Here is a 12829-nt window from a genome sequence, read left to right as displayed (position 1 = left end):
CGAGTCCTCCTTGGTTACTAATTTAAGGGTCCATTTTTGCTTCGAAGCTTTGGACACCTCGTATAATACCAAGAGGGCTCTTTTTTGTTCAATCCTCAAATTTCTTCATTACAGGAATGCTCCTTTATAGGTAATATCGTTAAGACGTCACGATAAAGGAAAACAAAGCTTCATCCAAGAGGTTTTTACAATTTTATTATTTTTCAAATGACTTCCGCACATCAGCTACCCGCGTAGTATCTGACCATCTTTTTAAAAAAAGCCTGAGACAACGAGGCGTAATTTGAAGAAGAGTAATGGCTACGCTCATTAAGAAAAAGCTGCTGAAAAAGTGAAAATCATACTTTTTCAGCAGCTTTGGACAATCCGTATTCTCTTAGTATTCGATTTCCATTAGCTCATCAAGCGTGATGACACTGTCGGCATCTGGAATTCCAATTGAGAAGTTTGGTTCTTCGTTAATACGAGATTTCGATTGATCACCATTGATCACCAAGCCCATCGTTTCACCCTCGAATGCAAATTCAAGATCAAGGTTGAATTGGTTGTGAGCAAGGTAATGGTTACGGTCAATCACAACATACTCTTCAAAGTTCTTAATGTTCAGCACGTTCTCAATTTCTGCGAGAACAGTTTGAAGTTCAAGCTGTAGAGCGTCAAGCTCCTCTTTCACTAATTCCGCATCTTCAACGGAAATGCCAAACAGTTCAGCAAACTCAGGATCAGCCATTAAGTCGACCATATCCGGCATAAACCCGCCGATGAAAACAGTTAAAAATTCTTCAAGCTTCTCGTTCGTAAGCTCAAATTTCACCACATGCTTTGCATCAATGGAGTTTGGATAGTCAATCGCATTCAATGCTACCTGCTCATAGAAACCATCTGTAAAATGATCGAAGAATAGATCATAGATCGCCGCAGCAAGCTCAGTTTGCAGATCAAGGTTCATCATTAATGGATCTTGACCTTCAAGCTCCGCCAGTTCTTCCAAATCATATTCAATGAATTTTCCGTTCAGCTCTTCAGGTAACGGGAACAATGGTGAATTTGGCATCTTCAGCCACATTTTTGTTTCTGTCATCACAATCGGCATTTCCAATGTTACATTCATGTCACCGCCAAGTGTGACAGCGAGCACCATTTCAAGCTGCATTGGATCAAGCTGGTATGTGCCGTTCTTGATTTCAACCGAAATATCTTCAAGCACACCGGCAACCATCGCGAATTCCGGATCAACGTCTGTGAAAGAAGCAGGAAGGCTGATGCCCATTTCAAGATCTCCTGCAAAATCGTAGGACTCAATCTCAAGCTCATTCGCATAAACTTCTTTTAACAATGATGCTAAATCTTCATTATCTACGTTTTCTCCGCTTTGCAACGTTTTAACCAATAGCACAGCAAACTCGGCACGAGTCGTAGCCTTGCTTGGTGCATATGTACCATCCTGGTAGCCTTCTGTAATGCCGTTTGAGTAAATTGCATCAATGGCATCCTTCGCCCAGTGACTGTCCGCCACATCTGTAAATGAAGCTTCACCAGCCGCTTCCAAAGAGAAAGCATCCGTTAACACAGCAGCCATTTCCGCACGGGTTAACGATTGATTAGGGTTAAATTGATTATAGCTTCCTGACATAATTCCGGCAGCTGTTACCGCCGCAATCGCATCATAAGCATAATGACTTGCTTCCACATCCTGATAGCTCGGCTCTGCAACCGCCGTATCTAAATCAAGAGCATTTGTCAGCATAATCGCTGCCTGTGCCCGAGTAACCGCCTGGTTTGGACGGAATGTTCCATCATCAAATCCGTTAAGCACTTCCTGCTCAACCAATGTATAGATTTCTGTTTCTGCCCAATGCCCCTCTGCTACATCGCGAAATGTTGTCTCAGCGCTTGCCTGTAAAACCGGCAAAATACTAAAGAGAAGCAAGGTTACTAGTGTTACTACAATACCTGATTTACGCATAAATATCCTCCTTGATTTTTGATCCATCCTACTTATTCTAGCTTGGATTGTCTAAATCCTGCATTTATTTTATATTTTTTTTACTTTTTACCGCTAAAAATAAAAGAATACCATAATTGGCCGTTTTTGCCCTTTATGGTATCCTTTGTTCTTTTTCTATTGCTGTTATCTTTTATCAAGTCCGTGGAAAATTAATTTCAAATAATGCTCAATCACGGATTCATACGTTTCTCCCTTTTCAAGCTGATAGGTGTAGATCACCTGCAGTCCATTTAAGACGGCCGCCGCCGCAATCCGCGGCGGGACGTCTACCATTTCATCAGCCTGAATCGCTTCGGTGAATATTCGTTCCATCGTACCGAGAAGCTCCCGTTGCTTTTCCATTAACTGACGATGAAGGTCGGCAGGTATTTTCCCTATATTGTTAAGCATGATCGCCCGCAAATCCGACTTCGTGCGAAAGATCTCCAAGTTTTTCTGAAACAGCCTTTCTACTTTTTCATGGACAGTTCCCGGCTGCTGCAATACCGCCGTCAGTTCGTCAACCATGTTTGAAATGCCCTTTAAGAGTACTTCGCAAAATAGGGCTTCCTTGCTTGGAAAGTATTCATACGTCGTTCCCTTTCCGACACCGGCACTTTTGGCGATATTCTGCATCGTCGCCCGGTCAAAGCCCTCTTCTGCAAAATTGCGCAGAGCCGCTTGCAAGATTAGTTCTCTCTTCTCTTCTTTATTCTTCAACTTCCACCGCCCCTGTCTGAATGCTCTTCTTTCTTGTAAAGAGACGCTTCACTCTATTTGCAAAGTCATCCAAGAAGGTATACATTACCGGGACTAAAACAAGAGTAAATATCGTTGAGAAGCTCAGTCCGAAAATAATAACGACTCCCATTGGCGCCTGCGATTCAGCTCCCTCACCAATTCCCATCGCGATCGGGACCATCGCTAACGCAGTCGTTAACGTTGTCATCAGGATCGGACGAAGACGGCTTCGACCGGCTTCAATAATCGCTTCAAAACGATCAATGCCCTGTTCCCGCAAAATGTTAATATAGCTGACGAGAATAATCGCATTGTTAACGACTATCCCCGCTAACATAATCAGCCCGATAAAAGCAGGTATACTTAGAGGCTGACCTGTCACAAACAGCCCGACTAACACCCCTACGACAGTTGTCGGCAAGGCGAACATAATCGTAAATGGATGAACAAAGGATTCAAACTGGATCGCCATTACTAAATAAACTAGGAAAATCGATAGAACGAGCGCCAATGTCAACTGCGCGAATGACTCAGCCATATCTTCAACCTGACCGCCAATCGAAACAGAGTAGCCGTCCGGCAGGTTCAAACTGTCAATACGCTGTTGAATCTGTGTCGTTACTGTACCAAGATCCGTGCCTTCCACATCGCTTGTCACGCGGACCTGGCGTTGCTGATTGCTGCGGTTAATTTCAGCCGGCCCTTGAACCTGCTTCAGCTCGGCAACCGCCTGAACCGGCACATCAACACCGGCATTTGAGCGAACGACCATCGTCTCCAGGTCACGAATCGTTTTTCGGTTTTCTTCCGGTAAAATGACGCGAACATCATACTCATTACCGTCGGTGCGATACTGTGTCGCCATTTGTCCGTTGAAGCCGAGGACAACTTCATTCATTACCTGCTGGTAAGACAAGCCATACTGGCTGGCAAGATCGCGGTCGACAATCACTTGAAGCTCCGGACGGCCTTCGGCTACACTGCTTTCAACATTAGCTGTGCCATTTACTTCTTCCAGCATCCAGACAACCTGCTGTGAGAGATCCTCGAGCACTTCGAGTTCAGAACCACTAATGTTAATCTGAATCGGCGAACCTGCGCTCATCCCGCCTTCAACTCCCTGAACTGTAATCTCAGCTCCTGGAATATCGCCGATGGAGGCGGTCAATGCACTTCTTAATTCGTCTGTCGTCATTTCACGCTCGGAAGGCGGCACCATCTGAATCGTATAGCTCGCTTCATTTGAAGCGGTACCGCCAAATCCGCCACTGCCGCCACCAATTGAGACATAGCTCGTATCAATCACTTCGGCAAACGAATCTAAATGGTCATTAATCTGCTCGACAATTTGCTCTGTCTCTTCAATCGTCGAACCGCTTTGACCAACAACGCTGATACTTAGCTGTCCTTGGTCAGCACCCGGCATAAATTCCGTTCCAATAAACGGAACTAGCGAAAGACTGGCAACGATGACAGCTCCGGTGAGCAGCAGCGTCGTTTTTCGAAAACGGAGAGCCCGTTGAAGCAGGTTACCGTAACGATCACGTACTTTATTAAGCAGTTTATTAAATCCTTTATTATCCTCACCGTCAAAAGAGACCTTTACATTGCCGAGCATCTTCGATGAAAGCATCGGAATCAAGGTCAGCGACGCAATCAGCGACGCAAACAGTGAGAAAGCAACAGTTAGAGCCAATGGACGGAATACTTCAGCAGCCAGGCCTTCAACAAAGACAATCGGTACGAATACGACAACCGTCGTCAAGGTGGAGGCGACAACAGCCGGAGCCAGTTCCGCTCCCCCTTCAATTGCCGCTTTCTTGATCGGATACCCTTTTTGTATCTTACTGAATGTATTCTCCAATATAACAATCGCGCTATCGACCATCATCCCGACTCCGAGGGCAAGTCCCCCCATCGAGAGGATATTCAACGTTTCCCCGGTAAAATACATTAAGGTGAAGGTTGAAATAATCGCAATCGGGATCGTTAACCCGATAACAAGCGTTGTCCGGAAACTGCGTAAAAAGAGTAGCAGAATCAAGACAGAGAGCACAGCCCCCATCAACATATTATTGACTACACTGTTAATCGACTGTTTGATAAATTGTGACGTGTCCATGACGACAGATAAGGACAGCCCTTCTCGTTCAAGGTCCGGCTGAAGCTCGTCAACGGCCGCCAAAAGACTGTTGGCAACATCGACCGTATTTCCGTCTGATTGCTTCATCACCGATAGAACAAGCGCTTCCTCGCCATTCACCTGCGATTTCAATGCCACTTCTTTAAACGTATCATGAATATTGGCCACATCCGACACTTTAATACTGCCGCCTGTTTGCAGGGCAATTGGTGTTTTCGCAATATCGTCAACCGAAGTGAACTCACCATTGACACGAAGTTGAAGATCCTGCGTTCCCCGTGTCAAATTCCCGGCCGAAGCATTGTTATTTTCTCCATTGATTGCCTGCACAACCTCCATCCCGGTCACTCCGTAATGGAGCAGCTGAGCCCGGTTCAATTCAACGAGTATTTCGCGTTCTTTCCCGCCTTCAATCCCGATGGAAGCCACGCCGCTCAGTCTTTCCAAATAAGGTTCAATATCATCTTCAGCTACTTCCTGAAGACGATCCGCCTCCGCTCCGCCTAAGCCGAGCCACATAACCGGCGTTTGCTGTGGATCAATCCGTAAAATCGACGGCCTGTTCGCCCCATCTGGCAACATCCCTGCGACCTGATCAATCCGTTCTCGAATATCGTTCATCACATCATCGATATCGCGCCCATAGTCAAATTGCATAATGACAAGGGAAGCCCCCGGAGAGGAAACGGATTCAACCGTCGTTACCCCTTCAATCGTACTAAGCGAGGACTCCACCGGCCTGCTGACTAATTCTTCAACCTCCTGCGGCGCCGCGCCGTCATAAGTCGTCGTCACGACCGCCACAGGAATATCCATTTCCGGAAACAAATCAATCGCCAGGTTCTTTAAAGAGATCCCGCCAAGAACAAGAGCAGCGATAACCAGCATGATGACCCCAACGGGGCGTTTGACTGAAAGTTCTACAAGCTTCACGTTAGTTATCCTCCTCTATGATTCTGACCAGGTCTCCATCACTCAAAAGGTTTTGGCCTTTTACGACGACCTCTGCTCCTTCCATGATGTCCCCTGTAATCGCCGTAAACTCAGTATCATAGCGGACCACTTCAACATCCTTCCGGACAGCAGCGCCATCTTCCACAACAAAGACATATGTCTCTTCCTGGCGCTCGACAACCGCCGCAGTCGGTATAATCATACTGTTTTCCACAAGCACTTCTTCAATATTTAACGTCGCTACCATTCCAGGCCGAATGTCCCGGGCTTCGTTGTTGACTTCAACCTCGACCGTGATCAAGCCGGAATCATTGTTCGTTGGTGAAATATAGGCAACCTGTCCTTGCTTCGGCTCTTCCAGACCGGCAAATTCCACCTCGATCTGATCACCGATATCAAATAACATCAGCTGCTCGGCTGTTACTTGCACCGTTGCATTGATAACATCGACTGTGATTAAACGGGCAAATGGTGCCTGGCTGGAAACAAGCTCACCAGAGCGGGACTCCACCGAAACAATTTCTCCATTTGCCGGAGCGGTAATCACATAATTATCAAGCTGCTCCTGAGCGCTCTCCACGCCGAGCTGAGCCTGCTCGACAGCGAGTTGTGCCTCCTGTACGGCGATTTCCGCGTCACGCTTTGACGAAAGAGCCGACGATACGCCGATCTCCGCCTGTTCAACGGATGCCTCTACAGAAGCCAGTCCGACTTCGCTTTCAGCCTGGTTCTTATTCAATCGCACCTGCTCATAGGCCGAAGCGGCCCGAGTTTCGGCATTTACCGCCTCTTCATATTCAACCTGTGAAATGAGCCCATCCTGATAAAGAGCGGTCATCCGCTCGAGGTTTTTCTTCGCTTCATCCCATTGCGTCTGAGCGTTCTTCAATTCGAGCTGCAAACTATCAATATTGTTTTGACGGTTTTGCTTCGCCTCAGTCAAGCTGGCTTCCGCCTGCCGCTTACTGGAGAGCGCCTGCTGATAATTCGCCTCAGCCTGATTCAAGCCATTGCGTGCTCGCTCCAGCGCGCTTTGGGCTTGCCTTACAGAGCCCTGCTCTCTTTCTAATGCCCGCTGCTGCTCGCCGCCGTCAATACGTGCAAGAATTTGGCCGCGTTCGACCTGATCTCCCTTTTCTACCAATACTTCAATCAGCTCTCCCGATGCTTTCGGTATAATATCAAGATCCGTTCCAGGAGTTGCTTCCCCTACTAAGCGGTTACTACCACTTAAAGAGCCTGTTACAGCTTCGGCCACCGCTACCGGGGTCTCCGGGGGTGGTTCGTCACTTACCTCCTCAACATTATTACAACCTGCTACAAATAAACCGAATGCCATCAATAAAAGTGGTAATGTTTTTTGCTTACGCACCTGTCCCATTCGTTCTTAATCCCCTTTTCCATCCTAATTATAAAATCATCAGCTCACTGACTGACCAGTCAGTTCTGGATTTCAATAGTTTCATTGTAGGGCTCTGGAAGCACTACGTCAATTCATATCAAAAAAGTTTACAAAGTCTACACAGTTTTAATGGTACTAAGTGGAAAACTCTTCTCTCTCCTGATCATGATCAAAAACGGCCTACGCCTCCTATCCTGGGTATTTTGCAACATGCCATCTCTCTACATACGCAGTTGCCATAAAATAGTTTCATTAATTTAAACAAAAAAAGAAATGCCCTAACCAGGCGCTCCTTTCCGCCTTAATTAAGACATTTCCTTCCTTATTATTCAGTAGAATGTATTATTGATAGTCTCCTGTAATAAACAGCTTTTCCGAGGAACCAGGCGCAGCAACAGCCTCAACTTTAAGCTCTTGAATACCACCAATTTCCAAGTTCACTTCCTGTAATGGCTGACCCACTGTCAACGTAACATCCTTTAAGACCGTTTCACCGGCAATGACTTGAACGCGAATATCTTTATCCGCATCGATCGCCGCCAGAGTCAGATTTACTGTCTGGTATTTATTCGCTGGAAGTAGGCTTATATTTTTAGCAGCCGAGTTAATGCTTTCCAACACGATTCCGGATTGATAGTCTTTGCCTTGCTGTACGGTATATCGCTTATCCACAGTTGTAAAGGCGGAATAGCCGACCTTTACCTCCTCAGACGTCACAGGCACCGACTCCGTCCCTTCTCCTAGAGAAATCGTCTGTGTTTGCTGATCCCAGTCGACTGCGACTCCCAACGCCTCTGACACTGCCCTGATTGGCAGATAGGTTGTGTTTTGATATGTAATTGGAGCTAATTTCTCATTATTTTGATCTGTCGGCACCCAATTATTCCCGTCAATAACAAAAGAAATAGACCAGTTTAAGTGAGCCGAGATCCGCTCCAAAATCGGCGACGCGCTCGCCCCTAAAGCAAAGCCAACCACCAGTACACTTGCCATCATAAAAACCATCAGCTTTTTCTTCATAAAAAAATCCCCTTCCCTTTTCCTAGTTATATGTACACCCACACCGCAGTTCAGGGAACATTTTAAACATTCTAAATTCAATCGGCAAGTTTACTTCGTACTGCATATTTTTTCCTTCATTCTTAAAAAGTGTTGAAGATCAGTCGAAAAACGACGAAAGCGAAACCTTTGGCATAAGCCTTTTTAACCGTCCACGTCGTTCTAACCATTCCCAATATCAGTTAATAAAGAAAAACTCCAATAACTCCAGCCCCAATTATCACAAGTACTGGATGAGTCCGCGTCCATAAAAGTATTGTTAATGAGCAGCAAAAAATGAGTAGCAAACTTAGCTCATGCCAATGAACTGATATAGAAAAGACATTATTTGATATACCGAATCGAATAGCAGCAAAAAGAATCAAGCTGGTTATAATCGGTCGTATTCCATAGAAAGCTGACTTTACAACCTTATTCTGATTGAAGCGGTAAAAGAAGGAGACAATGATTAAAATAATTAGAAAGGAAGGAAGAGTCATAGCCACGGTAGAAACGAGAGCTCCGGGTACACCTGCCACATAAAAGCCCACAAACGTAGCTGCATTTGTTGCAATTGGACCTGGCGACATTCCAGCAACTGCGATAATATCAGTAAGTTGCGCAGTCGAGAGCCATCCCCTGCTTATTACTTCTGTTTCGATGATCGGTATCATTGCATAACCACCACCAAAAGAAACTGTACCGATCATCATAAACAAAAGAAATAACTCAACCAACATGATTCTCCCTCTCCTTTATTTGCTCCTTATCTTTCTCTACTTTCTCAAGGTTAACTGTTAAACCCATTTTTTGTTTTAAACTTGCCAAACCGATTCCTATTAATCCGCCACTTAAAATAATCATGATCGGATGGATGTGAGTAAATAATAGAACAAGCACCATGATCACCATCAAAAAAAATGTTGTCTTGTCTAAAATGGCGGTCTTTGAAACTTGAATAGCCGCATATGCGATTAACGCTACAATCGCCGCTCTAATCCCAGTAAAAGCAGATTCAGCAAATTGATTATCCACAACTCCCACAAAAACAAAGCATAGGCCGATAATAATGAGAAAGGTTGGTATTAAAATGCCAAACATCGCTGCTGCAGCACCCCGTAAACCTGCTACACGATGACCAATAAAAATCGCCGAATTTATCGCCACAGCCCCCGGTACTGATTGAGCTAACGCAAAGATGTCGGCAATTTCCTCTGGCTCAATCCATTTCTTCCTTTCCACAACTTCATCTTGAATGAATGAAATAATCGCAAAGCCCCCACCAAATGTCACAGGAGCAATTTTAAAAAAAGACCAAAAAATTTGCCCAATCAGACTCCAGCTTCCGTGCAATTGAGTCTCCTTTCTGATGCACCATTCATGTATCAATTAATGTGCAGCTTTATTCCTCAGCTCAAATTTTTTCTTTGATTCTTGAAGGCTGAGAAAATGATGATAACGACAATGAAAGTAATGACAATGGAAATAGGGCTGGTAAATAGATACTGAAATAAATTTATCCCTTGTGAATTGGATAAGGTCATCGCCTGTCTTAAATTTGTTTCAGCAATACTTCCAAGGATCAAGCCTAAAATAACCGGCGCATTTGGAATCCCGACCTTCTTGAACAGAAAGCCAATGATTCCAAAAACAATCGCAATCAGGACGTCCAGCATGCTGTTTTGTAAACTATAAGCACCAAAAATCGATAAAACCAATACAATTGGAATAATAAAAACGAGCTTCACTTTTAATACTTGAGAAAACAAACTGACGCCATAAATCCCAATAATCCCCATGATGAGAACGGTTAAAAGCATCCCTATTATAAATGTATAAGCAATTTCCTGATGATCAATAAATAATCGTGGTCCCGGAATCAAACCATGGATTGTCAGCGCACCAAACATAATAGCCGTAGTCGTTGAACCTGGTACACCGAGAGCAAGTAACGGAATAATCGATCCACCAACGGCTGCATTATTAGAAGCTTCCGCGGCTGTCAAACCTTCAAGACTCCCTTTGCCAAATAGTTCTTTCTTTTTCGATGTTCTTTTTGCTTCGCCATAGGCGATAAAAGTCGCCACAGCGCCACCTGCCCCGGGAATAATCCCAATTAATGTTCCAATTAAAGACGATTTAGAGAGCAGCATAGGTTTCTTAATCAGCTTTTTGGCAGAATGGATCACGGAGCTGTTTTCAAAAGGGACATCTACCATTCTTCCCGATGAGCGGCTGGCTTGCTCCAGCATCTCGGCAATCGCGAATAACCCAATGATCACAGGGACGAGCGGAATTCCACTTCTTAGCTGCGGGATGCCAAAAGTAAAGCGGTCGATGCCCGTCATAAGATCAGCCCCGACCAAGCTGAGAATGATTCCAAAACAAGCAGCGAAGATTCCTTTATTAATATTGCCGCTGGAAATACTCCCAACAATCGTCAAGCCAGCAATCGCGATAAGAAAAACCTGACCCGGACCAAATTCCAGGGCAAACCCGGCCAAAAGCGGGGTAAAAAAGATGAGCACAATAACACCAAAGGCTCCTCCAACCACACTGGAAAGAATCGAATAATGCAAGGCCTCTCTTCCTCTTCCCTGCATCGAGAGAGGATAGCCTTCTAAAGATGTACAAGCCGCTTCAGCAGTACCGGGGGTATTTAGCAGGATAGCTGAAATCGAGCCCCCATACGAGGCCCCCATATAAATCCCCCCAAGCATAAGGAGAGCGACTGCTGGTTCAAGTGTAAACGTAAATGGTAATAAAAGAGCAATCCCTATTGAACCGCCAAGACCCGGAATCGCCCCTAGGATGATCCCTCCGACAGTACCGGCAATGATGAAAAACAGTACAGTGGGATCGACGAGAACCTGAAAGATCTGCAAATATAACTCCAAACTCCCTGCCCCTTTCTAAAAAGAGTAATGAGGAAGCACTGTACCGTAACACGGGACAGCACTTCTCTCCTCCGTTAATTCGTTTGGAACTCACTTTCATTGCCTTCTACAACTTCTTGAATTCTCTGAATGGCATTATTAATAAATTCGTCAAGCTCGTCCCCGCTTCTATATGCAAACACATCACCAATCTCAGCAATTGGCTCAGCCAGCGTGCCGCTTTCCCCTACACGATCAAGGCTTTCTTTTAAAATCGCTGCAATTTCTTCCGGTATTCCTTTCGGCGCCACCATAATGCGTGAATCCACTGCTGACACATTGTAACCACCTTCGATAAAGGTCGGAACATGATCGATGACGTCCACTCTTTCTTCATTGGCCACTGCCAATGTTTTTAAGCCCTGTTCTTCAGTTTGCTGAACAAACGCTTGGGAAATAATAGCCACATCTACATGTCCACCTAGTACCGCATTAAGACTTTCTCCTCCGCCAGAATAACTGACCGGCGTTAGATCGACGCCTGCTTCCTGTTCCAACTGCATCAAAATGTACTTATGTCCATCACCGGAAACCGAGACTGAAATACCACCCGGTCTTTCCTTCGCGCTGTTTATCACATCTTCAATTGTTTCAAATCCTGTGTCTTTCCCGGCGATCATCACCGCTGATGATTCAGTAAAGGAGGCAAGAAATTCAAATTGATCATAATCATAGGTCGTTTCCTTAATGCTTGGCAGAAGCGCAAAGTCTAAAAGACTAATGTAGCCAAGGTTGTAGCCATTTGCTTCAGAATTCGCTATTTCCGTCGCTCCGGTCTCCCCAGATGCTCCTGGTTTATTCACAATGATTAAAGACTGACCCAATTCACTTTCTATCGGATTCATCGCCAATCGGGCAAATGTATCCGTTCCCCCACCAGCGCTGTACGGCACAATCACTTGAATGCTTTCCTGCGGATATTCATTTTGGCTTTCAGCATTCGTGTCGTCGTTGCTGGCACCTCCATCGGCATTCGAGTTGCAGCCGGCTGCTATAAATAGAAACATAAGTAAAACGAATAATAGTTTTTTCATTTATTAGGACCCCTTCCAATCATTAAAATAAAATGCCTTTCGGTGTAACTAAATTCAAAGAAACCTTAAAAACAATGTACAAGCTTCCTACTAAGATACAGCTGAGACATAACCCTTTTCCAAGCTCCAACCAATTCCATTTCCCTCTTAAATACATGTACAAGATCAGGGCATAAAGCCCACTCGCAACATAAAAGCCAATACTGGTCAGCGCATAATAATAAACAAATAGAGAAAGACCGATCACTATAAATTGAGAATGAAAAACTGCTTCTCCCTTTTCCCGATCACCTGTAAGCGATTTCACGAAGAGCAAAATGATATTGATCGTCATAATAATCATAATCGCCAGTGGAAACATTTTAACTTCCTTTGGTAGCTCCTGTGTGCTGCCAAACAGAATGAGTAAACAAATGGATAAAACAACAGCAGTTAGAAAATCACGTGTACAAGTAATCTTCATTCACTCACCTCCCTCAATAAAGTTTAATTTTCTCGCTAATACTCGTGTATTCTCCAAATTTCACTAACACCAAATAGTAATCTCACCAGTACTACTGGATAGAAGTAGAACGAATTAAAATTTCTTACAGG

10 protein-coding genes are annotated in these 12829 nt (G+C 44.8%); all 10 read right to left on the bottom strand.

What is annotated here, in order from left to right:
• Window positions 1–376: 376 nt before the first annotated feature.
• Window positions 377–1966: an S-layer homology domain-containing protein gene (locus M3202_RS21640; protein WP_251225296.1), complete on the bottom strand. Its 1590-nt coding sequence runs from the start codon at window positions 1964–1966 to the stop codon at window positions 377–379.
• A 165-nt stretch (window positions 1967–2131) separates the two neighbouring features.
• On the bottom strand, window positions 2132–2707 hold the full coding sequence (locus tag M3202_RS21635) for a TetR/AcrR family transcriptional regulator (protein ID WP_251225295.1): 576 nt from the start codon (window positions 2705–2707) through the stop codon (window positions 2132–2134).
• Window positions 2697–5804 carry an efflux RND transporter permease subunit gene (locus tag M3202_RS21630; protein ID WP_251225294.1) on the bottom strand — a complete coding sequence of 1036 codons (3108 nt, stop codon included), beginning with the start codon at window positions 5802–5804 and terminating at the stop codon, window positions 2697–2699. Before M3202_RS21630 ends, M3202_RS21635 begins: the two co-directional genes overlap by 11 nt.
• A 1-nt stretch (window position 5805) precedes the next feature.
• Window positions 5806–7206 (bottom strand): efflux RND transporter periplasmic adaptor subunit, encoded by a 1401-nt coding sequence (locus tag M3202_RS21625; RefSeq protein WP_251193686.1) that lies wholly within the window; start codon window positions 7204–7206, stop codon window positions 5806–5808.
• A 363-nt stretch (window positions 7207–7569) separates the two neighbouring features.
• Window positions 7570–8247 (bottom strand): stalk domain-containing protein, encoded by a 678-nt coding sequence (locus M3202_RS21620; RefSeq protein WP_251225293.1) that lies wholly within the window; start codon window positions 8245–8247, stop codon window positions 7570–7572.
• A gap of 221 nt (window positions 8248–8468) precedes the next feature.
• Window positions 8469–9005, bottom strand: coding sequence for a chromate transporter (locus M3202_RS21615; protein WP_251225292.1), 537 nt, complete (start codon window positions 9003–9005; stop codon window positions 8469–8471).
• The gene (locus M3202_RS21610) at window positions 8995–9618 is read right to left on the bottom strand and encodes a chromate transporter (protein WP_251225291.1); all 624 of its coding nucleotides are present in this window, start codon (window positions 9616–9618) and stop codon (window positions 8995–8997) included. Before M3202_RS21610 ends, M3202_RS21615 begins: the two co-directional genes overlap by 11 nt.
• Before the next feature lie 56 nt (window positions 9619–9674).
• The gene (locus tag M3202_RS21605) at window positions 9675–11162 is read right to left on the bottom strand and encodes a tripartite tricarboxylate transporter permease (RefSeq protein ID WP_251225290.1); all 1488 of its coding nucleotides are present in this window, start codon (window positions 11160–11162) and stop codon (window positions 9675–9677) included.
• A gap of 74 nt (window positions 11163–11236) precedes the next feature.
• Window positions 11237–12235, bottom strand: a complete 999-nt coding sequence (locus M3202_RS21600; RefSeq protein WP_251225289.1) for a tripartite tricarboxylate transporter substrate binding protein — start codon at window positions 12233–12235, stop codon at window positions 11237–11239.
• Between the two features lie 22 nt (window positions 12236–12257).
• Entirely contained in the window at window positions 12258–12698 is a 441-nt protein-coding gene (locus M3202_RS21595) for a tripartite tricarboxylate transporter TctB family protein (RefSeq protein WP_251225288.1), read from the bottom strand.
• Window positions 12699–12829 lie beyond the last annotated feature (131 nt).

Source organism: Halalkalibacter oceani, from assembly GCF_023715605.1.
GTDB classification, from domain to species: Bacteria; Bacillota; Bacilli; order Bacillales; family Bacillaceae_D; genus Halalkalibacter; species Halalkalibacter oceani.
This window is presented reverse-complemented; position numbering and strand designations above follow the sequence as displayed.

Bases quoted from the DNA above. Each gene is read 5' to 3' on its own strand.
- M3202_RS21620 (WP_251225293.1), bottom strand. From the start codon at position 8,247: ATGAAGAAAAAGCTGATGGTTTTTATGATGGCAAGTGTACTGGTGGTT.
- M3202_RS21595 (WP_251225288.1), bottom strand. From the start codon at position 12,698: ATGAAGATTACTTGTACACGTGATTTTCTAACTGCTGTTGTTTTATCC.
- M3202_RS21600 (WP_251225289.1), bottom strand. From the start codon at position 12,235: ATGAAAAAACTATTATTCGTTTTACTTATGTTTCTATTTATAGCAGCC.
- M3202_RS21640 (WP_251225296.1), bottom strand. From the start codon at position 1,966: ATGCGTAAATCAGGTATTGTAGTAACACTAGTAACCTTGCTTCTCTTT.
- M3202_RS21615 (WP_251225292.1), bottom strand. From the start codon at position 9,005: ATGTTGGTTGAGTTATTTCTTTTGTTTATGATGATCGGTACAGTTTCT.
- M3202_RS21625 (WP_251193686.1), bottom strand. From the start codon at position 7,206: ATGGGACAGGTGCGTAAGCAAAAAACATTACCACTTTTATTGATGGCA.